Origin of the sequence: Bradyrhizobium sp. SZCCHNR3119 (assembly GCF_032487775.1) — a bacterium.
Classification (GTDB): domain Bacteria; phylum Pseudomonadota; class Alphaproteobacteria; order Rhizobiales; family Xanthobacteraceae; genus Bradyrhizobium.
Genome location: NZ_JAUEUV010000001.1, coordinates 186543 through 212735 on the forward strand (window position 1 = coordinate 186543; position 26193 = coordinate 212735).

The following is a 26193-nucleotide window of genomic DNA, read 5'->3' on the forward strand; positions in this document are numbered from 1 at the left end:
TTGGACAGCCGGCTCAGACCAACATGCGGGCCTAGGAACGCCCTGCACACCGGGTTGTGAGTATGGTCCGGACCCGACATGGAACCCGCCCGGTACTTCACGGTTTGTGTCGAGACGATTGAGGACAGCGCAAGCCAAGAGGATTCGCAACGATGTCTCGCAAGCTTACGCCGCGGCAGGTCATTGCCCGCTCCTATCCGACCTGGGACTACGCCATGGCCGACCGACTGATCGCCTGGCTCGGCGATTGTGGTTACGAAATTGTCGAGAAGGATTCCCACCGGGACGCAAGCCTGGTTCCTGCCGATGCCAAGCCTCAGGATCGGACGAAACTGGAGCCGGCCCACTAACTCGTTGCAGCGAGCTCCGACGGTCGCACGCATCACGTGCGCTTCACTTTTGAGCGAACGCATGGCAAGGCGGGCTCACAAATGATCCCGCCTTGTATCTTTTGAGGATCTTACATGAGGCCGAGGCGCCTTCCGCGAGGGCGTTGGCGCGGAGAGGTCACGCCAGGAGCTGCTTCTCGATCTCGTAGACCGGCATCTTCACGAGGTCCTTATGGATCTCGCCATGCAGCGCCTTGCGGACCGCATCAGAATAGTCGGCACGTATCATGCCAAGCGCCCGCGGTGATGCGACAACCGTCAGCGCCCTTGTCTCTCCGGCGAGAACAGCCTGATGCAGCCGCCCAGCCAGTGACTTCAGAAACATTCGTTCCGCTTCGTCATGCCAATCGGATTGGTCGACCGAGCTGCGGGCCGTGCCAAATGACGGTTGCACCGAACCAGGCTCATCGGCACCGAGCGCAGCCGTACGCTCATCGGGATGCTCACGCACTTCCTTGGTGTGCAGGTTCGGAAACATGCTGTCCCCGATGTTTTCCAGGATCAATGCCTTGCGCCCGTCGCAAACGACGACCCAGTCTCCGGTTCCAATTTTCATCTTATCCATGAGCATGCTCCAACCTTGCAGCCAGCCAACCTTCCGGCCAGCTAGATGCTCTCTTCAAAATCTTCCAGCGACAGCCCGAACTCCGAGAGCGCCTCTTCCAAATAGTCGCCGAGCATCGGAGTCTCGATCAAATACGCCGCTGTGCGGTTATTGTGGGCCTGAGCGGCCTGCGCCCGCAGTTCATCCCAATTCTCGAGCCCACCGTCACCCCGACCAAGCCACATCAGAGCGACCAGATCGATCTGCTCGTCGACATTGAGGCCTTGAATGAAGCTCGCCACTTCAGCGCGGTCGGTGCTCCTGCCACGCCCGCCCGAACCGTGAACCGTGTCGTCATCGGTCAGGTCGGAGAGCAGCTCGGGCTCGGTCGACTCCATCTCGTACTGATGGACCTTGTTCACGACGAACGCGACTTTGTCCGGCGAAATCGTCAAATTTGGAGTTGTTTGCATGCGGCGCCTCCCTGAGCGACCGGGCAACGCCCTTGGTGTCAACACAAACACGCTAAGCGGTCCGGAGGGGGCGTACCTTGCGCAGGATCAAGGCCGCGGCGGGGCACAAGGGCGGACCGGCGCACCGCAGCGCCGGCAGGAACTCACCAAAACTCACATGATCGGGAGCGGCCAAGCTTCTGAACACGAGCACTCTTGCCCGGCGAGACAAGCTGCGCAACATCTCCTGCCGGCCAGCCCATTAGGTCGACGATCGATACCAGCAACATCGACGGAATCACAGATGGTGAAGAGCATAGCAGCGGCAACCGGAATCGCCGCCCTTCTGATCGGCGCGACCGTTCTTCCGGCTGCCGCTCGCGGCGGCCACGGTCTTGGTCATCACTTTGGCGGACGCGGATTTGGCCGAGGCTTCCATAGTGCGGGAACGTCGTCCTTCGCAATCAGCGGCAAGCGCACCGACGATCCCTATGTCAAAGCCGCTTCCGATGAACTCGACAAACTGCTCGACACCAAGATGAAGAGCATCTGCCGCGGCTGCTAGGCCGTAGGTGGTCACCAGGTCGAAGCGAACCAGCCAAAGCCAAAATGCGGCTGCTGCGCGACAACGATCGGACGAGCTGGACGAGCCCTGGCAATCTTCCGCCTCAGCTGCGCCTTCGGCCCGGCTGCCCTTGACCTTGAGCTCGCATCCGCAACATGGACCGAAGTCGGCTTCGCCGAGCGTTGAGCCTCGGTCGGCCGTTGCTTTGATTCGGTCGGCATCATCTGGGCGAACGCCTCACGCGCTGGCGCCGGCGCGGCAGCCGCCTTCGCATTCGGCTCGGCGGCGGCGAGCTGCGAATGCACCGGCGTTGGAATGGACGTATCGATCACCACCCGCTCCGGCCATTTGCGCTCGGACCAGATGCGAATGGCGGGACGATCGGTACCGGAGGTCAGTGTCGACGGAAGCGGAATGTTCGGGAAAATCGCATCGCAGATCAACAGCAGCGCGAGCAGAACACCGCCGACGAACACAAAATAGCGCAATAGGGGCATAACAATACCACTCCGGCCGCGATGCCGCGTGCCTTCGCTACAACGGAGTCCACAAAGATATGTTCCACGCGTGGCCGCCATGGTTCAAACGCAATCACAACTTTAGAAAGAAATTTTTAACTTTTGCTCGCCGCCACCAAGGTGCAGCTGGCCTTGCTGGCGTTAACGTTGACGAACCCGACGTGGACGGCGGTAAAGGTCTTCCGCCCCCTCTTGTCCACCTCGCCGGGAATGACCCGCCGTCGGTCGGTCAGGTGGGTACCGTCCCGCTGGCGAAAGGCGCAGGCGATTTCGACATCCTTCACTGCATAAGGGTTGTTGTTGCGCAGTGTGAACGTCACCAGCGCCTTGGATCCGAGGCCACCGCGCCGCCAGGATTGCGAGCTGATCTTCAGCCCCTCGAGGGGTGATGGCTCGACCGCCGCGGTTGATTTGTCGTCAACGGCAGCGGGTTTCGCAACATCGGCCCGCCCCTCGCCGAGCGATGCATGCCGCGCCTCGGACTCCGATGTCTCCGGCGGCGGCTCCGAAGCCGTCGCGCTCGCGCCTGAATCGTCGCCAGTCGACCTGCCGGTCGACTGCGCCACCGTGCCGTCTGCGCTCTCGCTGTCGTCGACCGACATCACGAGCCACCCGACGGTACCGAACAACAGGATCGCAAGTGCGGCCAGACCGATCAGCGCGGACTTCAAAGCCACGCCGGACTTCGACGCGCGAGGGGCAGCGGACGTGCCCATCCCGCCAAATCGGCGCCACAGCAAACGGTAAAGCCCTGTGCTCATATCGGCACCATCGACTGCCCAGTCAGCGCACCGAAACTATCAATCGACCACAGCAACATTGGTTCCAGGCAAAGCCGACAATTGGAGGGCAGCCAAGCAACCCGACGCAATCCTGCTGGCAGGGATGGCCTTGCCGATCGCCGCTCGCTACCATGATCCCATCACCCTCCATTCCCACCGCCGGCCACCGCGGCGTGGTCAACCATCACGAGAGACTCCAACCATGCCTGAGGTCACCTGGGACCATATTCACCTGCGCAGCCCCGACCCCGAGGCGACCGCGATATGGCTCCGCGATGTTCTCGGCGCTGAGATCATCCGCAGCCCGGGCCGTGTCGACGTCAGACTTGGCGGAGCGAGCGTATTCATCGCCAAGGTCGAGCCGGGCGACGGCGTCAACGCAGCGCCGGCGACGCCGCATCAAGGCCTCGATCATTTCGGCCTGACGGTGAAAGACATCGACATCGTTGCGGCCGAACTGAAAGCCAAGGGCGTGACCTTCACGACCGAGCCGACCACGATCCGGCCCGGCGTGCGCGTCTGCTTCATCCGCGGTCCGCAAGACATCTCGATCGAGTTGCTTGAGCGCGACAGGAAATAAGCGTGAACGCAAGCCCTCGGTCCTAGTGTCGCCGGCCTACGTCATGCTGCCCGGCATGAAGCAGCGGATCGATATGCCCTGATAGCCGCGGATCGGCCACACCATGGTGCGGCCGACCCGGTTCGGTTCGGTGATCACGGCATCGTCCGGGACGTCGAGCCATTCGCCATCGAGCCGCACGCGATAGTGTCCGTCGCGGGTCTCCCAATCGACATCGCTCACCGCCGTGCCGTCGGCATCGGAGCAGCACGGCCCCTTGCCGCTGCGCAGGCCGTCGAACCAGGCCTTCATCTCCGGCGACGAGTTGGCAAACTGGCCGCGATCACGTGCCAAAGCGAGCGGCACGCTGAGCGCGATCAGCAATGCGGCACCTGTGACTTGAAAGCGCGGCTTCAAGCCGGCTGCCTGCTGCCGCCGGTGCGGGTTGCGGGAAAATACCGTTCCGACCAGGTGCGGCGCATGGCCGCCGGAAAAGATCCTGTTGCTCATTTCCACCTTGCTCCAGCACCACCCCACGGTGCGGTAATGGATATGCATCAACCAGGCCATGTTTCGATTCGTTCGCGACTTCGTGACAGTCAAGACGCGGTGCAAAGGAAACCCGGCTGCTCTTCCCGCAAAGCAGCGCGAACGAAGCACCATCGAAGCCGCGCGCCTTGCCTACTCGGCGGCCTGCTCCAACGGCGCGACACGCGGCAGAATGATCTGGATCCGCGTGCCAGCCCCAGGCTCGGAATCGAGTTCGAGCCGGCCGCCGAGCCGATTGGTGACGATGTTGTGGACGATGTGCAGTCCAAGCCCGGTACCGCCCTGGTCGCGGCGGGTGGTGAAGAACGGATCGAACGCGCGGCGGCGCACATCGAGGCTCATGCCGCAACCATCGTCGGAGAAAATGATCTCGACATTATCCCGGCCCGACTCGCGTGCACGGATTTCGATCAGACCAGGCCGTCCGTTGGGAAACGCGTGCGCGACAGCGTTGAGGAACAGATTGGTCAACACCTGGCCATACGGGCCAGGATGGCTGTTCATGATCAGGTTCGGCTGACAGTCGACGTTGAGCGTCAGATTGTGCTTGCGCAGGCTTGGCCGCAGACTCATCACGACCTGTTCAGTCAGATCGGCAAGGTCGAAGGTGCGCTGATCGGAATAGTTGCGGTCGGCTGCGACCTGCTTGAACGACTGGATCAATTCGGCAGCGCGGTTTAAATTCGCGACAAGCTGTCCTGCCGCGTCGCGGTTGGTCTCGAGGAAATCGTTCAAGGAGGAACGGCGGAGTTCACCGCGCGCGACCTCCTCGCCGAAACGCTCCGTCTTGCGTTCGAGCGCCGAGGCAACTGTCAGGCTGATGCCGACGGGATTGTTGATCTCGTGGGCGACACCGGCAACCATGCGCCCGAGGGCGGCGAGCTTCTCGGCCTCGATCAGCGAGGCCTGCGTCTCCCGCAAGTTGCGCAGCGCGGTCTCAGCCGCCTCCTTCGCCTTGCGCATCTCCTGCTCGCTCTTCTTGCGCTCGCAGATGTCGAGCGCGACGGTGACGATCCTGTCGACCTCGCCATCGGCATCCAGGATCGGCAGCTTGTTGACCAGCCATTGCCGCATACTGCCGGTCGCGTCGAGATACTCCTCCTCGTAAAAGCCGAGTCCGGATCGGGTCGCAAGCACCCGCTTGTCGTTCCCGTCGGTCTTGCTTGCACCATAACGCACCATCAATTCGCCGGTGGTATGGCCCAGCGCTTCCTCGGGCTCGACCTTGAAGATGCCGGCCATGTAGCGGTTCATGAGCACATAGCGCAGGTTGCGATCCTTGACGTTGATGACGGCGGGCACGGTGTCGATGACCTGTTGCAGCAGCTTGCGCGCTTCCGCGATCGCGTCCTCCGCGCGCTTCTGATCGGTAATGTCGCGGATAATGCCCTCGTAGCGGATCCCCTCGCCGCTTTCGTCACGCACCACCGTTCCGCTATCCGACAGCCAGCGGATATCGCCATCGCGCCTACGCACCTGGTATTCGAACTCGCGCACCATGCCGTTGCGCCGCATCAGCCGCTGATATTCTTCGCGCGCGGAGGCATGCACATAGATCGTATCGGCGATATCGTTGACGCTGGTGATCAGCTCACTGGCCGTGTCGTACCCCATGATCCTGGCGAGCGCAGGATTGGCGTCGACCACGAGGCCGCCGGGCGTGGTGACGTAGATGCCGTCGATCGAGGCCTCGAACAGCTTGCGATAGCTTTCTTCGGCCAGCCGCTGCTCGGCGAGCGCACGCACGGCGGCCTCGCGCGCCGCGTCGGCTTCCTGCAACGTCCGGCGAAACACTTCTGCTGCACGGGCAATATCGCCGATCTCGTTGTCGACATCGGTCTGCGGAATCGAAGTGTCCTTCTCGCCTGCGGCCAGTGAGCGGATCGACCCCGCAATAGAGGCGAGCGGCCGCACCGTGCGACGGACCACGAAAAGTGCTGCAAAGATGCCAATCAGGACGCCGGCCGCGCCGAGGATGATGCTTTGCCACTTGGTCTCGGCGAGCGTGCGGGCGAAATCGCGTGACAAGACGCGGCCCTGCTGGGCACTGAGCGACCGCAACAGCTCGGTGACGCGCCCGATCAGCCGCCCCTCGGTCCCCAGCACTTCCTTGTCGAGCCGCGCGATCTCGTCCTCGGTCCCGGCGATCGCAATGATGGCGTCGGCGTAGCGGTCGCTCGCCGAGCGCAGCGCCGCGTCATCGATTTGCAGCGCCCGCATGCTGCGCGCCGCCTGCTCGGCGTCGGCAGGATCGCGCGCCAGCAGCGCCGAACTCACTTGGTTCTGCAACCGGAACAGCGCCCGCGCCGTCATCCGATCCGGATTATCGGCGATCGCCGCCTCGAACTGCACCCGGGCGGCCGGGAGCGTGGCGAGAAGCTCAGCGCGATGGGCGATCAAGGCGCTGATGCGATCGATGCCCTCGCGATAATTGGCGAGCCGCTGCGCGACACCGTCGATCGTGACCTGCTGCTCGGGCGCGAGCCCAAGCCGGGTCTTCTTCAGAAGCGTCCCGAGCTCGGTGGCGGCCTGCTCGACCCGATCGGAGCGCGCTCCCGGATCGGTGACGAAGTCACGCGCCGCCAGCCGAAGCTCGTTCATGCGGCGGTCGATCTCCTCGGAGAGGTCGCCGACATCCTGCAACCGCTGCAACTCGGCAAAGGTCGCATCGATATGGCGGATCGCGATCACGCTCGCCATGCTGGTGGCGGTGATGACGGCGAGCAGCAGAAGAAAGCTGCCAAAGGTCAACTGACCGATGGACAGCGACTTCGGTCGGATACGCTTCAAAACTGCCGCCAAGGCTGCTGGCATACGCATGGTATACGCGCTGGGATCCGCACTACGGAACCCTATTATATACGGGCGACGCGATCATCGCGAGAACAAATAAAGAACAATTATACCTTTCGGCCCGGCGAATTCAATGCCCGATCAGCCGGCCGGCCCGAACGCAAAGACCTCGCCATCATAGCCGGCGTCCCGGGGGATGCGCAGTTGGCGACCGCCATCGGCGGTCTTGGTCATGACCGGCATCACGGTGACGATGTTCATCTCCCGCGCCGCCGCCAGCGCGGCTGCGACACCGGCTTGCTGGCCGAGCCTGATCAGGTTGCGCGTGGTCGGGAATGGCAGCTTGAAGCGGCCATCCTCGCCGCCGGCCAATGCCTCACGCGGAGAGAGCCAGATCGAGTCGGTAGATTCCTTGCCGTCATGGGCACCGAGTTGATCCGGTGGCGCCGCGGCCAGGAAGAACCAGGTATCGAACCGCTTGGGCATGCCTTCCGGCGTGATCCAATGCGCATAGGGCACGAGGGCATCGAGCGCGAGCACGATGCCGTTGCTGCTGATCACATCGAGAAAGCTCGTCTTGCCTTCGCAGAGCGCCGCGCGATGGCCCGCCTCGATCTCGCGCGCCCGTTCCGCATCGATCAGCGTGGCCGCGCCTTGCGGTCGCGCGAGCAGGATGCCGCTCTCCTCGAAGGTCTCGCGGATGCCGGCGATGCGGAAGCCGAGCGTGTCCGCATCCAGGCCCTCGCCGCCCGAATAGAACTCGGGTCGCGCCGCGACCGCCTGGTCCGCCTTGTCGACGCTGCCGCCGGGAAACACCAACGCACCCGAGTTGAACTCGATCTGATGGTGACGCACCATCATGAACACCTCGATCTCGCCCGCTTCGGCGCTGTCGCGCAGCAGGAGCACCGTCGAGGCGGAACGGATCGCGGCGGGTTCAGTCATCGCTTTACTCCGCAGCGCTGGCTTGCGGTTGCAGATTGGCCCGGCGGTCGTGGCGCGCCACGCGCGAGAGCAGATAGTCCACCTCGGCCTTTGCAGCAGCGCTGATGCCGGATGCCGGCTTGCGCTGCGCGGCAGAAGCGATCGCGCCGCGCTTTTGCAGCACATATTTGCGCACCGCGAGGCCCGCGCCCGGCTGCTGCTCGTAGCGGACCAACGGCAGATGCGCGTCGAACAGATCATGTGCGGCGTCGCGCTTGCCCGCCTTGGACAACTTCACCACGTCGACCAGCATCTCCGGGAAGGCATAGCCGGTCATCGCGCCGTCGGCGCCCCGCTCCATCTCGAAATCCAGGAACAGCCCGCCATTGCCGCAGAGGATCGAGAGCGGCTTGAGCGAGCCATCCTTCTGGAAGCCGCGCAGCGCCGAGATCTTCTCCAGGCCCGGCCAGTCCTCATGCTTGAGCATCACGCAGGACGGACTATCCATCACGATCTTCCGGATCACCGCCGGCGTGAACACGACACTGAGCGTCAGTGGATAGTCCTGCAGCACCCAGGGAACGTCCTCGCCAATCGTCTCCTGCGCCTGCTTGAAATAGCCGGTGATCTGGTCGTCGGTGCGGAGGCTGGGCGGCGGCGCAATCATCACGCCTGCCGCCCCGGCATCCATCGTGGCCCTCGCCAGCGCGCGCATGGTAGCAAATCCGGGTGAGGACACGCCGACGATGATCTGCATATTTTTGGCCCGCTTGACGAAGCGGATCGCGACCTCCGCCGCCTCGGCCGCATCCAGCTTCGGCGCCTCGCCCATGATCCCGAGCACCGTGATGCCGTCGCAGCCGGCCTCCGCGTAGAAATCCACCAGGCGGTCGATCGAGGCGTGGTCGATCCGGCCGTCATCATGGAACGGCGTCGGCGCGATCGCGAAGGTGCCTTTGGCATCGGCGGTGAGTTTCATCGGGAGCCTCTTTGTCAGCGTGTCATTCCGGGGCGCCTCGATAGAGGCGAACCCGGACTCTCGAGGTTCCGGGTCCGGTCCTTCGAACCTTCCCGGAACGACGTATAACCTAGAACCGCCGCGCGGACTTCCTGATGTCCGCTTCGGAAAAGAATATCTCGTCTGCGTGGGCGGCAATATCCTCGGCCTTCCAGCCGGCGAACGGCGGCTTCCAGCCCTCCATCTCCATCATCCGCATCTCTCGGACGCCGCGCGGGCCGGAGACGCCGAGCACCTTGCCGGTCTGATCGCCCGAGAGGTCGCTGACCATGTAAAGCACGGCCGGCGCGATGCCCTCGGGACCAAGCGCCGCGGAGGGATTCTCCCTGTAGCGCGGCAGGTCCTCGGTCATCCGGGTCAGCGCGCCCGGCGCCAAGGTCCACACCCGGATGTTGTATTTGCGGCCCTCGATCGCGAGCACATTGGAAAGGCCCCAGATGCCGCCCTTGGCCGCGCCGTAGTTGGATTGGCCGAAATTACCGATCAGGCCCGAGGTGGATGACGTGTTGACGATCACCCCGCCGCCGTTCTCGCGCATCCAGCGGAACACCGGAAGCGTGCAGCAGAACGTGCCCTTGAGGTGCACCTGGATCACCTTGTCCCAATCGGCTTCGTTCGCCTTGGCGAAGGTCTGGTCGCGGAGGATGCCGGCGTTGTTAACCAGGATGTCGGCACGGCCGAAATGCCGGATCGCATCGTCGAACACGGATTGCCCGCCCGCCATGGTCGAGATGTCGGCGCCGTTCGCGACCGCCCGTCCGCCTTCGGCCTCGATCGCGGCCACCACCTTCTCCGCCATCGACAGGTCCGAGCCGGAGCCGTCGCGCGGACCACCGAGATCGTTGACGACCACAGCGGCGCCCTCGCGCGCGAACAGTTTCGCATAGGCTTCGCCCAGGCCACCGCCTGCGCCCGTGATCAGCGCCACCTTGCCGTCGAGCAATCCCATGGTGCGTCTCCTTACCCTTGTTGTCATTCCGGGGCATCGCGAAGCGATGAGCCCGGAATCCATACTCAGGATCGTAGTTATGGATTCCGAGCTCGCGCGTTTCACGCGCGCCCCGGAATGACGGCCCCAATCACTTCAACATCGTCTTGCCGTTCTTGATTACCGTGACACCCCGGGCCTTCACCCTCGCCTCGAATGAAATGACATTACCGTCCTTCCAGAGATCGACCGTGACGGTCTCGCCGGGAAAGACAGGCGAAGAGAACCGCGCCGCGTGCTGCTTGAACGCGACCGGATCGTAGTCGGCATAGGTCTGCAGCACGGCACGGCACGTGATGCCGTAAGTGCACATGCCGTGCAGGATCGGCCGCGGGAAACCGGCGCGCCGCGCAAACTCGGGATCGGAATGCAGCGGATTGCGGTCGCCGCAGAGGCGGTAGACCAGCGCCTGATCGGGCCGCGTGGAGATGTCGACGCTGAGATCCGGCGCGCGGGCCGGCACTGGATGCGGATCGGGGATGCCGCCGGACGGGCCGCCGAAGCCGCCGTCACCGCGCGCAAAGCGCGAAGCCACCAGTGTCGCCAAAGCCACGCCGCTCTCGTCGCGCAGGACGGTCTGGTGACGGATGACGGCGCCCTTGTCCTTGCCTTTGTCAGAGACCGCCAGCACCGAAGAGTCCGCGGTGATCTTCGCTGCGACCGCCAACGGCTTGTGGAAGGTGATGTCGCGCTCCCCGTCGACCACCAGCACGCGATTCAGATTCATCTCGCCGGGGCCGGCGCCCCAGGCGGCGACGGAGGCGAAAGTCGGCACCACCTTCAGCGGCCGAGGCTCCGCGCAGGCCTCATTGACGAACGCCAGCTCCCTCTCGTCCATCGGGTCGGCGCCCATGCCGATGCCGTAGGCATAGAGCATCACCTCGCGATCGCTGTAGGCATATGTCTGGCCGATGTTCTTCAGGGCCATCAGCTCATCATAGTTGATCGGCATCTTGTCAGTTACCTCCCGAAGTCATTCTTTGGCTTCGTAGGGTGGGCAAAGCGAAGCGTGCCCACCGACTTCATCATGTTGGAACGGTGGGCACGGCGCGCCACGCCTTTGCCCACCCTACGACCACGACGCTACTCGCGGCTCCGTCATTGCGAAGAGCGAAGCAACGAAGCAATCCAGATGTCCTGCTTGGCCGCAGGATTGCTTCGCTTCGCTCGCAATGGCGGTACGGGCCCGCATGTTTCCCTCACGCACTACACCGGCGTGAAGAACGGCAGCGGGGCGCCGTCGGTCGGCCTGAACACCACCTTCACCTTCTGGCCGATCTTCAAACCATCGAAATCGCAATCGACGAAATTGGTCTGCAGCGACGGGCCTTCCTTCAGCGTCACGTAGCCGATCGCATAAGGACCGGTCGGGGACTTCCGCATGATCGAGAAGGTGTAGATCACCCCCTCGCCCGAGCTCTGCTCCCACACGGTCTGGTCCGAGAAGCAGAACGGGCAGATCGAGCGCGGAAAATAATGCGCCTCGCCGCATGCCGTGCAGCGCTTGATCATGAACCTGCCCTCGGCCGCAGCGTCCCAGAACGCCTTTGTTTCGGGATTGGTGACGGGGGCCGGATATTTCTTCGCTTCAGACATCACACGCGCTCCAGAATGCAGGTCGAGGCGGCGTGGCGGACGCCGAGCAGGCCGCCGGTGCCGTGGGCAATGGCGAGATCGCAGTTCGGCACCTGCACCTTCGGATGGGCTTCGCCGCGCAGCTGACGCACAGCCTCGATCACCTTGGTCATGCCGCCGCGGTTGACCGGATGGTTGCTGCAGAGGCCGCCGCCATCGGTGTTGAACGGCAGCTTGCCGACGCCCGAGATGAGATTGCCGTCGGCGACGAACTTGCCGCCCTCGCCCTTCTTGCAGAACCCGAGGTCCTCGAGCTGCATCAACACGGTGATGGTGAAGCTGTCATAGATCGAGGCGTATTTGATGTCCTTGGGCGTCACGCCCGCCTCCTCGAAGGCGCGCGGGCCGGACCAGACGCCGGCGGAATAAGTGAGATCGAGATCCTTGCCGCCGCGCGGGCCCTTCATCGCCTCGCCGTGGCCGATCAGTCGCACCAACGGCTTCTTCAGGCTTCTTGCGATCTCGGGAGACGTCACGATCAGCGCGCCGCCGCCATCGGTCACCACGCAGCAATCCATCCGGTGCAGCGGATCGGAGATCATGGGGGAGTTCAGGACGTCCTCGACCGTGACGACCTCCTTCAGCATCGCATGCGGATTGTACTGCGCGTGATGCGAGGCCGCGACCTTGATCCAGGCGAGCTGCTCGCTTGTGGTGCCGTAGTCGTGCATGTGCCGCATGGCGCACATGCCGTAAGCGTTGTGCGTCGTGGCACCATAGGCCATCTCGAAATCGGCCTCGGCGCCGGCGGCGCGCGGCGGCATCGGACCGGTGCGCGGCTTGCCCGCCAGCGTAATGAGCGCGACCGAGCACTTGCCGGCGGCGATCGCCTCGGCCGCATGGCCGACATGGATCAGATAGGAGCAGCCGCCGGTCTCGGTGGAGTCGACGTGGCGCAGCCTCTTGGTGTCGAGGCCGAGATAGTCGACCATCGGCCACAGCCCGCCCGGCGCGTCGCCGGCGCAGAAATAGCCGTCCACGTCCTGGACACTGAGCCCGGCATCCTCGATCGCGCCTTTGGCGACTTCCGCATGCAGCTGTGCGGTGGATTTGTCAGGTGCATGCCGGGTCGGATGCTCATAGATCCCGGCGATGTAGGCCTTGCCCTTGATGGTCAATACTCTCTCCGCTTGGCGTTTCGTCCCTTGTGGTTGGAGATTTTTTGGACCGTTAGATAGAGCTTGGCAAGCGGTGAAAATATTCCGCGCGGTGGAGATGGCGATACGCGACGTCTGACACACCGGTGCACTTCTTTGGCTGTCATTCGGGGGCGCGCGGAACGCGCGAGCCCGGAATGACAGCGTGTGAATCGGACGATCTCGCAACACACGGCGCCGCGCTCCCGCGGCAGATACTGCCCGGGTCATGCTGATCTCGCTCACCCTTGAAAAATCGAAGGGCGCAGGGAAGGCCAGGCGTCGGCTGACGCCTGCGGCCCGCCTGCTAAAAAAGATGCAGGCGGCAGGTACCACAGGTGCAGCCGAGAACGCCCGGCCTTCCCTGCGCGATGGTTTTCACGCTTATACGCAGTCTCCCTGGTGCGCCGGGCTTTCTGGCCACCATAGCCCGTGCAATGCGGAGCATTGTCACGCGCGTGATACCAGCGTCGGGGTATCAGGACCCTGCGACTTCACGTCCGCATGTTGCCGTTCGTCCGCGCATCCAAAGATGCGCTGCGGCTTCATCGCGGCCATCGCCTCCCCGCCTCGCGTGTCGTGACGATCGCGCGCAACGCCCCTCCGTGGTGAGGCGGGATGCGCACATCAAAACACAATTTCTGATTTTCGTAAAGCGAAATCTTGCAGCCCGTTGTGCCCGACGGGCAGTGCGCGCACGGCAAATATGCACCTGCCCTTCCGAACTATTGAGCGTACAAGCCGAACCTCGCGTTGAGCACTCCGGCCACCGTCATTCCGGGGCGACACGAAGTGTCGAGCCCGAAATGACGGAGTGTTGCCCTACTCCGCCGCCATCTGCCGCGGCGCGGGCGGCGGGCTGGCGAGGTCGGCGGCGAGCTGGGCGTAGCGAAGCTTCGCCTCCTGCACCGCCTTCTCCTTCACCGGGCCGTAGCCGCGGATGCGATCGGGCAGCGACAACAGCTCCACCGCGATCTCGACATTGGCCGGCGACAATAGGTTCAGCACCGTCGCTACGTCCTTCTCGTAGCCGGCGATCAGGTTGCGCTCCATCTTGCGCTCGGCCGCATAGCCGAAGATGTCGAGCGGCGTGCCGCGCAGTCCCTTCAGCTTGGCAAGCAGCCGGAACATTTTCATCATGCCCGGGCCGAAGCTGCGCTTCTTCGGCCGGCCCAGCGCATCGACGCCGGAGTTCAGGATCGGCGGCGCCAAATTGAAGCTGATCTTGTAGTCGCCTTCGAACGCGTCATGGAGCTGCTTCTCGAAAGTGCCGTCCGAGAACAGCCGCGCCACCTCGTACTCGTCCTTGTAGGCGAGCAGCTTGGCATAGTTGACGGCCACCGCCCGCGGCAGCGCCTCGCCGTAGCCGCCCTTGTCGGCGGCCTCGCGGACCTGATCGACCAGTTTGCGGTAGCGCTTGGCGAGCCGCGCGTTCTGGTAGTCGGTCAGGAATGCGGTGCGATGCGCGATGATCTCGTCGAGCGTCATCGCCTCCAGCGGCTTCGGCGCGGCGACCTCGTCATGTCCCGTCATCATCGCGTCGAGACGCGCGGGATCGACCACGGCAAGACGGCCGAGCCGGAACGCCTCGGTGTTCATCTTGATCGCGACGCCGTTGATCTCGATCGCCTTCTCGATCGCTTCGGCCGAGAGCGGCAACAGCCCCTTCTGATAGGCGTACCCCATCATCATCATGTTGGTGGCGATGGCGTCGCCAAGCAGTGCTTCGGCGGGATGGGTGAAATCGAGGAAGCTGGAGTCCTTGCGCAGCGCGGTCTCCAGGATGCTGGTCACCTTGCGGTTCTGGAAGTTGTAGTCGCGGTTGAGCACGAAATCCGCAGTCGGGATCACGTGGCTGTTGATCACACCGCAAGTGCGTGACGAATCGCACAGCGTGATCGTCTCCTTGGAGCCGGCCACGACCTCATCGGCGGCAATCACGAGATCCGCGGTGCCGGTGACGATGCGCGAGCAGGTCACATCAGCGGTGTGCTCGGAGAGACGGACATGGCTCAGCACCGCGCCGCCCTTCTGCGCCAGGCCCGACATGTCCAGGATCATCGAGGCCTTGCCCTCGATATGGGCGGCCATGCCAAGCAGCGCGCCGATCGTCAAGACACCCGTACCGCCGACGCCGCCGACCGCGACATTGTACGGGCGATCGAGCGACGGCTTGGTCGCGGGCTCCGGCAGCGCGCCGATCTCGCCGAGCTCGGCCGGCGCGCGGCTGCGCGGCTTGCCGCCGTCGATGGTGACGAAGGACGGGCAGAAGCCCTTCACGCAGGAATAGTCCTTGTTGCAGGAGGACTGGTTGATGACGCGCTTGCGGCCGAGCTCGGTTTCCAGCGGCTCGACCGAGATGCAGTTCGACTGCACCGAGCAGTCGCCGCAGCCTTCGCAGACCGCGGGATTGATGAAGATGCGGCGCTGCGGGTCCTCCATCGTGCCGCGCTTGCGGCGGCGGCGCTTCTCGGCGGCGCAGGTCTGCACGAAGACGATGGCGGACGCGCCCTTGGTCTCGCGCAGGGTCTTCATCACGTGATCGAGTTCGTCGCGGTGGGCGGTCTTCACGCCGGGGGCGATCGTCTCAGGCGGATAGGCATCGGGATTTTCCGAGACCAGGTAGATCTCGCGGATGCCCTCGGCATGCAGCTGGAAGGTGATCTGCTGCGGCGACAGGTCGCCGTCATGGCGCTGGCCGCCGGTCATCGCGACCGCGTCGTTGTAGAGGATCTTGTAGGTGATGTTGGCCTTGGAGGCGATCGCCTGGCGGATCGCGAGGCTGCCCGAGTGGAAGTAGGTGCCGTCGCCGAGATTGGCGAAGATGTGCTTCTCCTCGGTGAACGGCGCGATGCCGACCCACGGCACGCCCTCGCCGCCCATATGGGTGAAGGTCTCGGTGTTGCGGTTCATCCACAGCGACATGAAGTGGCAGCCGATGCCGGCCATGGCGCGGCTGCCTTCGGGCACCTTGGTCGAGGTGTTGTGCGGACAGCCGGAGCAGAAATACGGCGTGCGCGCCACCGGCGAGGTCAGCTGCATCTGCGAGGCCTCGCGGCCGTTGAACCAGTCGGCTTTCGCGCGCAGCATCTGCGCGATCTCGGGATTGAGGTCTAGCCGCAGCAGGCGCTCCGTGAGCGAGCTCGCCAGCGAGGCCACGCTCAGCTCGGCGGCGAAGGGCAGGAAGCGCTTGTCGTGGTCGTCCATCTTGCCGATGATGCGCGGGCGGACGTCGTCGCGCCAGTTGAACAGCTCCTGCTTGACCTGGTTCTCGACGATCTCGCGCCGCTCCTCGACGATGAAGATCTCCTCGAGCCCCACCGCGAACTGCCTGACACCTTCCGGCTCCAGCGGCCAGGGCATGCCGATCTTGTAGAGCCTTAGGCCGATCTTGGCGGCGACCTCCTCGGTGATGCCGAGCTCGCGCAGCGCCTGGCGGACATCCTCATAGCTCTTGCCGGACGCCATGATGCCGTAGCGTGCGTTCGGCGAATCCATCGTGACGCGATTGACCTTGTTGGCGCGGGCGAAGGCGATCGCGGCGAAGCCCTTGTAGTCCTGCAGCCGGCGATCCTGCTCGAAGCGGTCGTCGGGCCAGCGCAGGTTCAATCCGCCCGGCGGCATTTCGAAATCGGTCGGGATGACGAACGGCGTCATCTCGTCATTGAGATTGATCTCGGCCGTGGTCTCCACCGTCTCGGTGATCACCTTCATGCCGACCCAGCAGCCGGAATAGCGCGACATCGCAATCCCAAGCAGGCCCATCTCGATCATCTCGTGGATCGAGGACGGATAGAGATAGGGCATCAAAGCGGAGATGAAGGCGTGGTCCGATTGATGCGGCACGGTGGAGGATTTGGCGCCGTGGTCGTCGCCGGCCAGACACAGCACGCCGCCGTTCTTGGCCGAGCCCGCCGCGTTGCCGTGGCGGAAGACATCGCCGCAGCGGTCGACGCCGGGGCCCTTGCCGTACCAGATGCCGACCACGCCGTCGTATTTTCCGCCCGGCGACAGATGCAGCTGCTGCGAGCCCCAGATCGCGGTCGCCGCCAGATCCTCGTTCACGCCGGGCTGGAACTTGATGTTGTACTGCTCGAGATGCTTGCGTGCCGAGAACAGCTGCTGGTCGTAGCCGCCGAGCGGCGAGCCGCGATAGCCGGAGATGAAGCCCGCAGTCTTGAGGCCCGCGGCGCGGTCACGCCGGATCTGGGCCATCGGCAGCCGCACCAGGGCCTGGATGCCGGTCAGGAAGATGTGGCCGGTGTCAGCGGTGTATTTCTGATCGAGATTGATTGCGCTCTCGTTGAGTCCCATTCCGCCCTCTTGCCGTCCTTCAGCCTGTCGCGCCGGCAGCTCCTCGCTTCAATCGAGGTGGTGCGCCCGCGCGCATCTGTATACTTATGTAGTCTATGTCGGCTTTCCCGCCGCGCGCACCAGAAATATCGATGCATTTGTAATGGTGTAGCAAATCGCAATTTCATGGCGAAAGCTGCGCACGCCGTTGCGGTTTCTGTCGGGAAGCCCGGGTCCCACGAAACGGCGTGACGCTCGCTTTCATGGCGCGCTGCGCTATAACGTAGGATGAAGGTTGTCAGGGCATGAAGAGCTGAGCGGGGCATGCGGGCGATTCTGCTGGGTCTATTATTGTGCACCGCATCAGCGGCCCATGCCGATCCCGCCGAGGAGATCGCCCGCGGCGAGATGCTCGCCACCATCGGTGACTGCGGCGGTTGCCACACCACCGATTCCGTCAGGCCCTTTGCCGGCGGCAAGCGGATCGAGACACCGTTCGGCACGATCACCGCGCCCAACCTCACCTCCGATCGGGACACCGGCATCGGAGCCTGGAGCGACGACGATTTCCGGCGCGCGCTGCGCGAGGGCGTGGCGCCGAACGGAGCACGCTATTATCCCGTCTTCCCCTACCCGCATTTCACCAAGCTGGTCCGCAACGACATCCTGGCGATCAGGAGCTATCTGGCCTCGCTACCCGCGGTGAGCAACAAGGTAGCCAGCCCCGAGCTGCGCTTTCCCTATGGCTACCGGCCGCTGCTGCGGCTGTGGAATTACGTCTTCCTCAAGCCTGGCCTGTTCGAGCCCGATCAGGGCAAGAGCGCCGAGTGGAATCGCGGCGGCTACCTGGTCGAAGGGCTCGGCCATTGCGGCGCCTGCCACACACCCAAGAACCTGTTCGGCGCCGAGAAGCGCCGTGCAGCCTATCGCGGCAGCCGCGTCGCCGGCTGGTTCGCGCCGCGCCTGGACAACGCGCCGCGCAGCGGATTGAAGCGCTGGAGCGTCGACGATATCGTCGACTACCTCAAGACCGGCCGCAATGCGAGGAGCCATGCGGCCGGACCGATGGCGGAGGTGATCGCGCGTTCGACGTCCAAGATGGAGGCCGCCGACCTGCGCGCGATCGCGGTCTACCTCAAGGAGCTGCCGGCCGGCTCGTCTGAAGCGACGATCTCCCCGCCCTCGGATGCCACGATGATCGCGGGACAGACCGTCTACGCGCGTGCCTGTATCAGCTGCCACCAGGCGGACGGCACCGGCGCTCCAGGCGTCACGCCGCCACTCCCCGGCAATGCGCTGCTGCAATCCGGCGACCCGCTCAGCACGCTCCGCGTCGTCCTCGACGGCACCCAAAATGCGGTCATGACGCGCGCGCCGAACGCGCCGCCGATGCCGGCTTATGCGCGGGAGCTCACCGACCAGCAGATCGCGGACGTCGCGACCTACATCCGCAATGCCTGGGGCAACGCCGCGCCGACCGTGAGCGCCGACGACGTCCGGCCCCTACGGCCCTGATCGCTCGGTTCAGCTCCGCTCCTCGCCGGTGAAGACGAATTTCGGCATATTCCATTTGTAGCGGATCGCAAGCAGCCGGAAGCTCAGACCGAAGATGAAGGTCATGATGGTCCACAGCTCACCGCCGGCATTCAGCGCAAAGCCGGTGGCGTAGACGAGCCCCGTCAACAGCGAGACGCTGGCGTAGAGCTCGGCGCGGAACAGCAGCGGCACGTCGTTGCACAGGATGTCGCGCAACACGCCACCCGCGCAGCCGGTGATCATGCCGGCGACGATCACGATGCCGAATGAGACATCCATCTGCCAGGCCACGTCGCAGCCGGCCATCGTGAACACCACGAGCCCGATCGCGTCCAGCACCAGGAAGGCGGTGGTCAACCGATGCACCAAGCGCGCCATCGCGATGGTCACAAACGGCGCGAGCACCGTGAGTGCGAGATAGGACGGCCGCTCGACCCAGACCAGCGGGTAATGGCCGAGCAGCACGTCGCGCAGGGTGCCGCCACCAAGCGCGGTGATCGCGCCGAGCAGGCACACGCCCATCCAGTCCATGCTGCGGCGTCCCGCCGCCAGCGCGGCCGTCATGGCCTGCGCCGCCAGTGCCACCCACGACAGCAGGTGCAGCACGCTGTCCGATGGCGGCAGGTTCCACATCGCAAGCTCCGAAGTCGATTCTTGCCTGGGAACTTAAAGCTGTGGCGGCACCCTGGCCAGGGCGCGGAACCGCCGCAGTTCCGGGAACGGCCAGCGGAGGCGCTGGTTGTCCCGGCACAGAAGAAGAGGAGATGAACATGGCCAACGAACGCTTTCCGAACGATCCGTATCGGCCGGCAATGAGCGATCCTGCAATGACCGACACCGAGTATAGCCGCGCGGCCCAGACCGACAGCCAGATGCAGCCGGATCCAGAACTCAGCGAAGGCCGGACTTCGGGAGGAAAGATCGCAGCCTATGCGCTCGGCATCGCGATCCTGCTCGGTGCCGTCTTCTATGGCCTGAGCAACTCGTCGAACCACGACCAGGCCAGCAATCCGCCGCCGACCAAGTCGGCCGCCACCCAGCCGGCTCCGAACAGCCCCGCGCCGAACACTGCGCCCGGCGTGACCACCGGTGCGGCCAGCAACCGGCCCGCGCAGCCGACCCCTTCGCAGCAGCAGGGCGGCTCGGACGTCAATCAGTCGGCGCCGCAGCCGACCGGACAGAACAACAACACGCACTGACGCGCGCTCGCGACAGTGGATGTGAAGACGAAGTTGTGATGACAAGCGCGGCGGTGAGCCTCTCACCGCCGCGCTCTCATATGCAGGCGATTCCTACCCGAACAGCTTGTTCAGCTCGCCGCCGGGATAGCCCGCTGAAAGCTCGGTGAAAGTGCCCTGCTCCGCCATCTCTTTTGCCGCACGCATGAAGCCGGCCCAGGCCACGCGCGCCAGCGAGCCGCCGACGCTGATGCGGCGAACGCCGAGCGCCTCGGCCTCGCGCAGCGACAGGCCGGAGGCGCCGATCAGGAGATTGACCGGCTTCGGCGCCACTGCCTTCACCACCGCTTCGATCTCCTCCCGCGTCTTGATCCCCGGCGCATAAAGGCAATCGGCGCCCGCCTCCGCATAGGCGATCAGCCGATCCGTCACGAGCTTGATGTCGGCCTGGCCCCACAGAAAGGCCTCGCAGCGGCCGGTGAGCAGCACCTCGCCGCCCGCCGCATCGATCGCGCGCCGCGCAGCCTTGATGCGCGCGATCGCAAGTTCGCGCGCATAGAGGGGATTGGACTTGTCACCGGTGGAATCCTCGATCGACAGCCCCGCGATGCCGGTTGCAACGGCGCGCATCACATTGGCCACGACGCCCTCCGCGTCATGCGCAAAGCCGCCCTCGAAATCGGCGTTGACGGGAATGTCGACGCTCGCAGCGAGCGCGGTCAGATGCGCGAGCACCTCGTCCACGGTGACGTGGTTGTCCGCCTTGCCGATCGACCAGGCAAAGCCGGCGCTGGTCGAGGCGATCGCCTTGAAGCCGAGGCGCTGCAGGGCTTTCGCGCTGCCGACGTCAAACGGATTCGGCAGCACGAAGCAGCCCGCCTCGTGCATCCTGCGAAATGTCGCGCGCTTGTCCGCAGTCGAAACCATCATGTCGTCCTCCTTGTTTAGGGCAGCAGCCTAGCGGCCCGCTCAAGCCGGGACCACCACCTGGCGCAGGAAGCTGCGTTGCTCGGCGAGAATGAGCTTGTGCTGTTCCGCGAAAGCGAAATTGGCGCGCGCCTCTTCGTCGTCCCGCAGGGCGGCCCGGTAGCGTTCATAGGCGGCGAGACCGTCGAACGAAATCAGCCCGAAGGCGATGTTGTTGGTGCCCTCATGCGGCATGAAATAGCCGATCAGTTCGCCGCCGCAGCGCGGAATGATCGCCAGCCAGCGCTGCGCGTAACGTTCGAACTTGTCGCGCTGGAACGGATCGATCTGATAGCGGATGAACACGGTGATGGTCATGACAAGCTCCGATGGATTGCGACGCACGCAATCTACCCGCTTGCCGCGCATCGATGCTTCGGCTAAGATCGAAGCATGAAATCAGGACCCGACATTGCCATGGTCGCCGCCCTGGTCGGCGATCCCGCCCGCGCCAACATGCTGATCGCGCTGCTCTCGGGGCGTGCGCTGACCGCGACCGAGCTCGCGCAGGAAGCCGGCGTGACGCCGCAGACCGCAAGCTCGCATCTGGCCAAGCTCGAGACCGGCGGCCTGATCGAGCCGGAAAAGCAGGGCCGCCACCGCTACTACCGGCTGGCCGACAACGATGTCGCCGATGTGCTCGAGCGGCTCGCCGGCCTTGCCGCGCGCGCCGGTCATATGCGGGTGCGCACCGGGCCGAAGGAGCCGGCGCTGCGGCGCGCCCGCATCTGCTACGACCATCTCGCGGGCGATCTCGGCGTGCAGATGCTCGACAGCATGACCGACCGGAAGCTGGTGCGCCACCGCAAGCAGGAGATCAGCCTCACCCCGGAAGGCGAACAGTTCCTGGCGACGCATCTGCAGATTTCGCCTGATATGCTGGCCCATCCGCGGCGCCCCATATGCAAGGCCTGCCTCGACTGGAGCGAGCGGCGCCATCATCTGGCGGGCACCTTGGGCGCCGCGCTGATGAAGCGCTTCACCGAGCTGAAATGGGCGGCGCGCGATCCCACGCCCGGCAGCCGCGTCGTCAATTTCAGCCGCACCGGCGAGAAGCGGTTCGCCGAGCTGTTCGGGCCGGTGGACAACTGACCATCACGCGCAGTTTAGCTGCGCACCGGTGAACTTGCTCCTATCTGGGAAGCGCCTGTCGTGCTCGCGCGGCGAGTGATCTGTCCCATTTCTCGATTTGCCGGAAGCACAATGATCCGTCTTGCCCTGTCCCGTCTTACCCTCGGCTTGCTCTGCGCCGCCGTGCTCGTCGCCTCGCCGTCTTTTGCCGCGGACCCTCAACCCAAGGAACCCTACGGCATCAACCTCGAAGGCTTCCCCTATCCCTATCCCGTGCAGCTCTTCCCGGTCGTCAATGACGGCGAGCAGTTGCAGATGGCCTATATGGATGTCGCGCCGGCGCAGCCGAACGGCCGCACCGCGCTGCTCCTGCATGGCCGGAATTTTCCGTCGAGCTATTGGGCACCGGTGATCAAGACGCTGACGGAGGCAGGCTACCGCGTCGTGGTGCCGGACCAGATCGGGTTCGGCAAATCCTCAAAACAATCGGGCGATCTGCATTTCGACACGCTCGCGCGCAACACCATGGCCCTGCTCGACCATCTCGGGATCGCGAAGACCGAAGTGGTGGCGCATTCGACCGGCGGCATGCTCGCGGTGCGCATCGCACGCGCCTACCCCGACCGCGTCGCGCACCTGGTGTTGACGGCGCCGATCGGGCTCGAAGACTACCGCTTCTTCGTGCCGCCGGTTCCGACCGAGAAGATCATCGAAGCCGAGACCAAGTTGACCGCGGAAGGCTACCGCAAGCAGCTCGAGACCAACTACGCGCTGAAACTGCCGCCGGACCAGATCGCGCCCTATATCGAGGCCCGCTTCAACATCAAGGGCAGCGCCGATTATCCCCGTTGGCTGCGCGCCTTCGTCGCCTCCTACCAGATGATCTACCGCGAACCGGTGGTCCATGAGATCCCGCTGGTATCGCAGCCGACCCTGTTCATCATGGGCGCCGACGACCACAACGCGCCGGGGCGGCCTTACGCCCCGGAAGCGCTGCGCGCCAAGATGGGCAAGAACGCCGAGCTCGCGGTCGCCCTCGCCAAGCTGATGCCCAACGCCCGCGCCGAGGTGATCCCCAACACAGGACATCTGGTGTTCCTGGAAGCGCGAGAGAAGTACGACGCGCTGCTGCTCGACTTCCTCGGCAAGTAACGACGGCGCCGGTTATCCTATTGCGGGACGTCGATTTGGTAGATCGACCCGTCTCCCCAAGTCGCCGTCAGCAGGGCCGTCTGGTCCGGGGTCAGCACCAGGCCGACCGGACTGGAGAAGCCATCGGCGACGGCCTGCGAGGATCCGCTCATCAGGATTTCGCGTACCGTCGTGCCGCCGTAATCGGCAACAAATACGCGCCCGCCGCTGGTTTGCACGATGCCGGCGCCGGGCGCGCGAAATCCCTGACCGGCTTCGACCCTGCTTCCGTCGACACGAACGATGGTGATGCCACCGGCGATGTTGGCGACGACATAGCCACCGTCCGCCTTTTGCACCACGCCGACCGGGGTTTGCAGATCGCTGATGACCGGCACGAGACGGCGGTCGGCAGTGACGGCCAGAACCTGGTTGGTCCGCCGATTGGCAATCAGCAGACGTCCCGACCGGTCGAAGCCGATCCCGGCCGGGGTGGCCAGCCCTTCAACGAACACACTGCGCTGGCCCTCCGGCGTGAAATGATAGATTTCATCGCGGGCATAGGAGCCGACATAGATTGCGCCGTCCGGCCCGATCGCAAGCCCGGCCGGCCCTTCCAAGCCCGTCGCGAACGCCTTCCGCGTGCCGTCCGCTGCGATGCGCGAAACCCGGCCGGCGCTCCATTCGGCAACATAAAGGTTGCCCGCCGCATCGAAGGCCATGCCGACCGGCGCGCTGAACCCCTCATAACGCTTCACCGCGCGGACCGGTTCGGCCCGCGATGCTTGCGTCGTCGACAGCGGGACTGCGGCGACCGCCGACAGCGAGGTCGCGCCGACCAACAGAGTTCTGCGGGTGGTGCTCACGACGTGGCCCCAGCCGTGGCGGTCGCACGGTCCCGGAACACGTCCTTTGCAGCGAACAGGCCGTTGAGCGCCGCGGGGAATCCGGCATAGACCGCCATCTGGATCAGAACCTCGATGATCTCCTTCTGCGTCAGCCCCACATTAAGACCGGCTTCGATGTGGACCTTCAGCTGGGGCGTCGCATTGCCCATGGCCGCGAGCGCAGCGATCGTGGCAATCTCGCGGGAACGCAGATCGAGGCCCGGCCGGCAGTAGATATCCCCGAACGGGAATTCGATCACATAGGTGGCGAAGTCCGGGGCAATGTCGGCAAGCGCGGCGATGACCCGCTCGCCCGCTTCCGCGTCGATTTCGACAAGCGCGCGCTTACCGCGCTCGAAGCGGCTTTCGCCGCCGTTCTGGTAGAGTTGCGTCATAGTACTTCATCCTCTGTTCCGTATCGGCATAACCGCCGATCTTGGTATCGAGGATGAGAAGACAGGCATTCAACTCATCGAGGCGAGCACGGACGCGATCGCGATGCTTCTCGAGCAATTCGCGTCGTTGCGCCTCCGTACCAGCGCCCTGTTCCCTGAAAGCTGCATAACGCAGCATCTCGCGGATCGGCATGCCCGTTTGCTTCAAACGGGTGAGGAACGCGATCCAGGTCAGGATCGAAGCATCATAGTCTCTTCGGCCCGACCGGTCCCGCGCGACCTCAGGAAGCAGCCCGATCCGCTCGTAGTAGCGGATCGTATGAGCCGTCAATTCGGTCCGCTTGGCCAACTCGCCGATCTTCATGAGCACCTGTCTCTCATCACGACGCTCAGGAACATACGACTTCGAGCGCGCTCTAAGTCAAGCGCGATTCAAGCCGGAGTCAAAAGGCAGGAGTCTCCTCACCCGCAGTTCGCTGGCGCCAGGTGTCGCGGCCGCCCGCTCGCGAGGGTCGGATCGATGGAACAACGTGCGGATAGACGGATCGGAACGTCGAACTTGCCGCACGAGTGAGCAATGGATTGGATCGAAAAATCGGCAAAAGATAAATCGAGAAAAGAGAGCCGGCAGAGGCCGCCTTGATGCGACCTCCGCCCAGTCCTGTCAGCTTAGAAGTTGCGGAAGCAACGCTTGCCGTACGGGCCGATGTGCCAGCCCGGAGGGCAGTTGTAGAGCGGCCGACACGCGCCGCGCGGCCCGCGATGGAAGCCCGGCCCGCAGCCCTGTGCAACCAGAATGATCTCCCCTGCGGAAGTCCCCTGTTCGACCGCCGGTGCGATCGGCGACACCGGCGCAGCCTGCGCACCGCTCAGACCGAACAGGCCGAGGCCAATCGCCAAGGCAGAAGCAGCAAGAATCTTCGTTAATTGCGTCCTTCTCAATGTGCTGCAAATCCGCGGATCAAACTTAAGTCAAGTCACCATCGTCTGGGTTCATTCGCGGCTGCCGCTCACCAATGGCGGTGATGCCAATGGTGATGATGCCAGCCCCAGTGACGATGGTGCCAGTGCCGGTGATGCCAGCCCCAGTGGCGGTGATGCCAATGATGATGGCCCCAGTGAACCTGCTGCGGCGCGAGCCGTTCAGCCTCCCCGGCTGATGTGACGGCGCGCTGCGCATTGCCGTCAACCGGCGCCTTGTCGACGAGCGGTGCCGGCGACAGCGGAGCGGCGATCGACGGGGGGGCGAGGAGTGCGGCACTTGCGGCGACCACGCATCCCAGGGCCATGGTCAGGTTCAGAAAGCTCCGACGTTCCATGTTATCCTCCATGAGGTGATCAGCAGATCGGGAGGAGCTTGTGCGCGGTCACCTGAATGGGCGCTGAACTACGCTGCCGGATGACAAAGATTTCATGATCTGCTCCGGCGGCGGCTGCCGGACAGGTGCCGCCGCGGCATGCCGACACCGGCGCTCCCAACGATTACTCCGAGACCGTCTCCGTGACGACGAAGCTCTCGCGGGTGCGCGCGACGTCGGGCCAATCGCGACTGAAATCGGCAATGAGTCGCTGCATCGCGTCACCGCCGACGGCGCGCTCCATCATCGCGACATCGTCGAATTGATACATGGCTTGGTGCACTGCAGGATCGGTCAGGCTCCAGAAGCGCCACGCCTTCCGCACACCGAAGCTCTTGATCGCATCCGGCAGGTGGACGTCGCGATACCATCGATCGAAGGCCTCGCGCTTTGCGGCATCGGTCACGGTGGCGCGCACGACGAACATGGCAGCGGGCATTGGCTCCTCCGGTATTTGGTTAGCCGATCACTATCGCGGTCCATGCGTTGCAACAAGCCGGACCATAGAGGCCGCGGGTCATTGGTA

General features: G+C 64.4%; 29 protein-coding genes. 6 read left to right on the forward strand and 23 right to left on the reverse strand.

Going from position 1 to position 26193, the window contains the following annotated elements:
* Window positions 1–152 precede the first annotated feature (152 nt).
* The gene (locus QX034_RS00900) at window positions 153–350 is read left to right on the forward strand and encodes a hypothetical protein (RefSeq protein ID WP_315727922.1); all 198 of its coding nucleotides are present in this window, start codon (window positions 153–155) and stop codon (window positions 348–350) included.
* Between the two features lie 157 nt (window positions 351–507).
* On the opposite strand, the gene QX034_RS00905 is transcribed toward QX034_RS00900, so the two are convergent.
* The 5 genes from QX034_RS00905 to QX034_RS00925 form a co-directional block, all read right to left on the reverse strand.
* Window positions 508–954 (reverse strand): host attachment protein, encoded by a 447-nt coding sequence (locus QX034_RS00905; RefSeq protein ID WP_315705705.1) that lies wholly within the window; start codon window positions 952–954, stop codon window positions 508–510.
* Between the two features lie 41 nt (window positions 955–995).
* A complete protein-coding gene (locus tag QX034_RS00910) occupies window positions 996–1406 on the reverse strand; it encodes a DUF3775 domain-containing protein (protein ID WP_315705704.1) in 411 nt (136 codons plus the stop codon).
* Between the two features lie 277 nt (window positions 1407–1683).
* Complete coding sequence (locus QX034_RS00915) at window positions 1684–1965, reverse strand: hypothetical protein (protein WP_315705702.1); 282 nt, start codon at window positions 1963–1965, stop codon at window positions 1684–1686.
* Window positions 1962–2447 (reverse strand): hypothetical protein, encoded by a 486-nt coding sequence (locus tag QX034_RS00920; protein ID WP_315705701.1) that lies wholly within the window; start codon window positions 2445–2447, stop codon window positions 1962–1964. The genes QX034_RS00915 and QX034_RS00920 overlap by 4 nt, the downstream gene beginning before the upstream one ends.
* A gap of 116 nt (window positions 2448–2563) precedes the next feature.
* Window positions 2564–3145, reverse strand: a complete 582-nt coding sequence (locus QX034_RS00925; RefSeq protein WP_315705700.1) for a hypothetical protein — start codon at window positions 3143–3145, stop codon at window positions 2564–2566.
* A 307-nt stretch (window positions 3146–3452) separates the two neighbouring features.
* Here QX034_RS00925 and QX034_RS00930 point away from each other — a divergent pair, with 307 nt between their 5' ends.
* The gene (locus tag QX034_RS00930) at window positions 3453–3830 is read left to right on the forward strand and encodes a VOC family protein (RefSeq protein WP_315705699.1); all 378 of its coding nucleotides are present in this window, start codon (window positions 3453–3455) and stop codon (window positions 3828–3830) included.
* Between the two features lie 36 nt (window positions 3831–3866).
* Here QX034_RS00930 and QX034_RS00935 read toward each other — a convergent pair whose 3' ends face one another.
* From QX034_RS00935 to QX034_RS00975, 9 genes are all read right to left on the reverse strand, one after another.
* A complete protein-coding gene (locus tag QX034_RS00935; protein WP_315705944.1) occupies window positions 3867–4319 on the reverse strand; it encodes a hypothetical protein in 453 nt (150 codons plus the stop codon).
* A gap of 171 nt (window positions 4320–4490) precedes the next feature.
* On the reverse strand, window positions 4491–7172 hold the full coding sequence (locus tag QX034_RS00940; RefSeq protein WP_315705943.1) for a PAS domain S-box protein: 2682 nt from the start codon (window positions 7170–7172) through the stop codon (window positions 4491–4493).
* A gap of 120 nt (window positions 7173–7292) precedes the next feature.
* On the reverse strand, window positions 7293–8096 hold the full coding sequence (locus tag QX034_RS00945) for an NUDIX hydrolase (RefSeq protein WP_315705698.1): 804 nt from the start codon (window positions 8094–8096) through the stop codon (window positions 7293–7295).
* Between the two features lie 4 nt (window positions 8097–8100).
* The gene (locus QX034_RS00950) at window positions 8101–9054 is read right to left on the reverse strand and encodes a dihydrodipicolinate synthase family protein (protein ID WP_315705697.1); all 954 of its coding nucleotides are present in this window, start codon (window positions 9052–9054) and stop codon (window positions 8101–8103) included.
* A gap of 109 nt (window positions 9055–9163) precedes the next feature.
* On the reverse strand, window positions 9164–10042 hold the full coding sequence (locus QX034_RS00955) for an SDR family oxidoreductase (protein WP_315705696.1): 879 nt from the start codon (window positions 10040–10042) through the stop codon (window positions 9164–9166).
* Between the two features lie 130 nt (window positions 10043–10172).
* A complete protein-coding gene (locus QX034_RS00960) occupies window positions 10173–11033 on the reverse strand; it encodes a MaoC family dehydratase (RefSeq protein ID WP_315705695.1) in 861 nt (286 codons plus the stop codon).
* A gap of 254 nt (window positions 11034–11287) precedes the next feature.
* On the reverse strand, window positions 11288–11677 hold the full coding sequence (locus QX034_RS00965) for a Zn-ribbon domain-containing OB-fold protein (protein WP_315705694.1): 390 nt from the start codon (window positions 11675–11677) through the stop codon (window positions 11288–11290).
* Window positions 11677–12834: a thiolase domain-containing protein gene (locus QX034_RS00970; RefSeq protein WP_316174908.1), complete on the reverse strand. Its 1158-nt coding sequence runs from the start codon at window positions 12832–12834 to the stop codon at window positions 11677–11679. The genes QX034_RS00965 and QX034_RS00970 overlap by 1 nt, the downstream gene beginning before the upstream one ends.
* 840 nt (window positions 12835–13674) lie before the next feature.
* Window positions 13675–17166 (reverse strand): indolepyruvate ferredoxin oxidoreductase family protein, encoded by a 3492-nt coding sequence (locus tag QX034_RS00975; protein WP_316167742.1) that lies wholly within the window; start codon window positions 17164–17166, stop codon window positions 13675–13677.
* A 303-nt stretch (window positions 17167–17469) separates the two neighbouring features.
* Between QX034_RS00975 and QX034_RS00980 the strand changes: the two genes are divergently transcribed.
* Window positions 17470–18660 (forward strand): c-type cytochrome, encoded by a 1191-nt coding sequence (locus QX034_RS00980; protein ID WP_315705691.1) that lies wholly within the window; start codon window positions 17470–17472, stop codon window positions 18658–18660.
* Window positions 18661–18669: 9 nt separating this feature from the next.
* On the opposite strand, the gene QX034_RS00985 is transcribed toward QX034_RS00980, so the two are convergent.
* Window positions 18670–19314 (reverse strand): trimeric intracellular cation channel family protein, encoded by a 645-nt coding sequence (locus QX034_RS00985; protein ID WP_315705690.1) that lies wholly within the window; start codon window positions 19312–19314, stop codon window positions 18670–18672.
* Between the two features lie 137 nt (window positions 19315–19451).
* Here QX034_RS00985 and QX034_RS00990 point away from each other — a divergent pair, with 137 nt between their 5' ends.
* Window positions 19452–19880, forward strand: coding sequence for a hypothetical protein (locus tag QX034_RS00990; protein ID WP_315705689.1), 429 nt, complete (start codon window positions 19452–19454; stop codon window positions 19878–19880).
* 93 nt (window positions 19881–19973) lie between these two features.
* On the opposite strand, the gene QX034_RS00995 is transcribed toward QX034_RS00990, so the two are convergent.
* Together QX034_RS00995 and QX034_RS01000 are read right to left on the reverse strand one after the other, a co-directional pair.
* Window positions 19974–20789, reverse strand: a complete 816-nt coding sequence (locus tag QX034_RS00995) for an isocitrate lyase/phosphoenolpyruvate mutase family protein (protein ID WP_315727920.1) — start codon at window positions 20787–20789, stop codon at window positions 19974–19976.
* Window positions 20790–20828: 39 nt separating this feature from the next.
* Complete coding sequence (locus QX034_RS01000) at window positions 20829–21143, reverse strand: NIPSNAP family protein (RefSeq protein ID WP_315705687.1); 315 nt, start codon at window positions 21141–21143, stop codon at window positions 20829–20831.
* 75 nt (window positions 21144–21218) lie between these two features.
* Between QX034_RS01000 and QX034_RS01005 the strand changes: the two genes are divergently transcribed.
* Window positions 21219–21917, forward strand: coding sequence for a winged helix-turn-helix domain-containing protein (locus QX034_RS01005; protein WP_315727918.1), 699 nt, complete (start codon window positions 21219–21221; stop codon window positions 21915–21917).
* A 111-nt stretch (window positions 21918–22028) separates the two neighbouring features.
* Window positions 22029–23048 carry an alpha/beta fold hydrolase gene (locus QX034_RS01010; RefSeq protein WP_409977594.1) on the forward strand — a complete coding sequence of 340 codons (1020 nt, stop codon included), beginning with the start codon at window positions 22029–22031 and terminating at the stop codon, window positions 23046–23048.
* Between the two features lie 17 nt (window positions 23049–23065).
* Here QX034_RS01010 and QX034_RS01015 read toward each other — a convergent pair whose 3' ends face one another.
* From QX034_RS01015 to QX034_RS01040, 6 genes are all read right to left on the reverse strand, one after another.
* Entirely contained in the window at window positions 23066–23893 is an 828-nt protein-coding gene (locus tag QX034_RS01015; RefSeq protein WP_315705685.1) for an NHL repeat-containing protein, read from the reverse strand.
* Complete coding sequence (locus QX034_RS01020; protein ID WP_315705684.1) at window positions 23890–24309, reverse strand: carboxymuconolactone decarboxylase family protein; 420 nt, start codon at window positions 24307–24309, stop codon at window positions 23890–23892. Before QX034_RS01020 ends, QX034_RS01015 begins: the two co-directional genes overlap by 4 nt.
* The gene (locus tag QX034_RS01025) at window positions 24260–24673 is read right to left on the reverse strand and encodes a MerR family transcriptional regulator (RefSeq protein ID WP_315705941.1); all 414 of its coding nucleotides are present in this window, start codon (window positions 24671–24673) and stop codon (window positions 24260–24262) included. The genes QX034_RS01020 and QX034_RS01025 overlap by 50 nt, the downstream gene beginning before the upstream one ends.
* Window positions 24674–24978: 305 nt before the next feature.
* Window positions 24979–25251 carry a GCG_CRPN prefix-to-repeats domain-containing protein gene (locus QX034_RS01030; protein ID WP_315705683.1) on the reverse strand — a complete coding sequence of 91 codons (273 nt, stop codon included), beginning with the start codon at window positions 25249–25251 and terminating at the stop codon, window positions 24979–24981.
* A 68-nt stretch (window positions 25252–25319) separates the two neighbouring features.
* Window positions 25320–25628, reverse strand: a complete 309-nt coding sequence (locus QX034_RS01035) for a hypothetical protein (RefSeq protein WP_315705682.1) — start codon at window positions 25626–25628, stop codon at window positions 25320–25322.
* 163 nt (window positions 25629–25791) lie between these two features.
* Window positions 25792–26106 carry a hypothetical protein gene (locus QX034_RS01040; protein ID WP_315705681.1) on the reverse strand — a complete coding sequence of 105 codons (315 nt, stop codon included), beginning with the start codon at window positions 26104–26106 and terminating at the stop codon, window positions 25792–25794.
* Between the last annotated feature and the right edge of the window lie 87 nt (window positions 26107–26193).

What these genes read in the sequence shown, in the direction of transcription:
- QX034_RS00900 (WP_315727922.1), top strand. Translation starts at nt 153, where the DNA reads ATGTCTCGCAAGCTTACGCCGCGGCAGGTCATTGCCCGCTCCTATCCG.
- QX034_RS00905 (WP_315705705.1), bottom strand. Translation starts at nt 954, where the DNA reads ATGGATAAGATGAAAATTGGAACCGGAGACTGGGTCGTCGTTTGCGAC.
- QX034_RS00910 (WP_315705704.1), bottom strand. Translation starts at nt 1,406, where the DNA reads ATGCAAACAACTCCAAATTTGACGATTTCGCCGGACAAAGTCGCGTTC.
- QX034_RS00920 (WP_315705701.1), bottom strand. Translation starts at nt 2,447, where the DNA reads ATGCCCCTATTGCGCTATTTTGTGTTCGTCGGCGGTGTTCTGCTCGCG.
- QX034_RS00930 (WP_315705699.1), top strand. Translation starts at nt 3,453, where the DNA reads ATGCCTGAGGTCACCTGGGACCATATTCACCTGCGCAGCCCCGACCCC.
- QX034_RS00935 (WP_315705944.1), bottom strand. Translation starts at nt 4,319, where the DNA reads ATGAGCAACAGGATCTTTTCCGGCGGCCATGCGCCGCACCTGGTCGGA.
- QX034_RS00940 (WP_315705943.1), bottom strand. Translation starts at nt 7,172, where the DNA reads ATGCCAGCAGCCTTGGCGGCAGTTTTGAAGCGTATCCGACCGAAGTCG.
- QX034_RS00945 (WP_315705698.1), bottom strand. Translation starts at nt 8,096, where the DNA reads ATGACTGAACCCGCCGCGATCCGTTCCGCCTCGACGGTGCTCCTGCTG.
- QX034_RS00950 (WP_315705697.1), bottom strand. Translation starts at nt 9,054, where the DNA reads ATGAAACTCACCGCCGATGCCAAAGGCACCTTCGCGATCGCGCCGACG.
- QX034_RS00955 (WP_315705696.1), bottom strand. Translation starts at nt 10,042, where the DNA reads ATGGGATTGCTCGACGGCAAGGTGGCGCTGATCACGGGCGCAGGCGGT.
- QX034_RS00960 (WP_315705695.1), bottom strand. Translation starts at nt 11,033, where the DNA reads ATGCCGATCAACTATGATGAGCTGATGGCCCTGAAGAACATCGGCCAG.
- QX034_RS00965 (WP_315705694.1), bottom strand. Translation starts at nt 11,677, where the DNA reads ATGTCTGAAGCGAAGAAATATCCGGCCCCCGTCACCAATCCCGAAACA.
- QX034_RS00975 (WP_316167742.1), bottom strand. Translation starts at nt 17,166, where the DNA reads ATGGGACTCAACGAGAGCGCAATCAATCTCGATCAGAAATACACCGCT.
- QX034_RS00980 (WP_315705691.1), top strand. Translation starts at nt 17,470, where the DNA reads ATGCGGGCGATTCTGCTGGGTCTATTATTGTGCACCGCATCAGCGGCC.
- QX034_RS00985 (WP_315705690.1), bottom strand. Translation starts at nt 19,314, where the DNA reads ATGTGGAACCTGCCGCCATCGGACAGCGTGCTGCACCTGCTGTCGTGG.
- QX034_RS00990 (WP_315705689.1), top strand. Translation starts at nt 19,452, where the DNA reads ATGGCCAACGAACGCTTTCCGAACGATCCGTATCGGCCGGCAATGAGC.
- QX034_RS00995 (WP_315727920.1), bottom strand. Translation starts at nt 20,789, where the DNA reads ATGATGGTTTCGACTGCGGACAAGCGCGCGACATTTCGCAGGATGCAC.
- QX034_RS01000 (WP_315705687.1), bottom strand. Translation starts at nt 21,143, where the DNA reads ATGACCATCACCGTGTTCATCCGCTATCAGATCGATCCGTTCCAGCGC.
- QX034_RS01005 (WP_315727918.1), top strand. Translation starts at nt 21,219, where the DNA reads ATGAAATCAGGACCCGACATTGCCATGGTCGCCGCCCTGGTCGGCGAT.
- QX034_RS01010 (WP_409977594.1), top strand. Translation starts at nt 22,029, where the DNA reads ATGATCCGTCTTGCCCTGTCCCGTCTTACCCTCGGCTTGCTCTGCGCC.
- QX034_RS01020 (WP_315705684.1), bottom strand. Translation starts at nt 24,309, where the DNA reads ATGACGCAACTCTACCAGAACGGCGGCGAAAGCCGCTTCGAGCGCGGT.
- QX034_RS01025 (WP_315705941.1), bottom strand. Translation starts at nt 24,673, where the DNA reads ATGAAGATCGGCGAGTTGGCCAAGCGGACCGAATTGACGGCTCATACG.
- QX034_RS01035 (WP_315705682.1), bottom strand. Translation starts at nt 25,628, where the DNA reads ATGGAACGTCGGAGCTTTCTGAACCTGACCATGGCCCTGGGATGCGTG.
- QX034_RS01040 (WP_315705681.1), bottom strand. Translation starts at nt 26,106, where the DNA reads ATGCCCGCTGCCATGTTCGTCGTGCGCGCCACCGTGACCGATGCCGCA.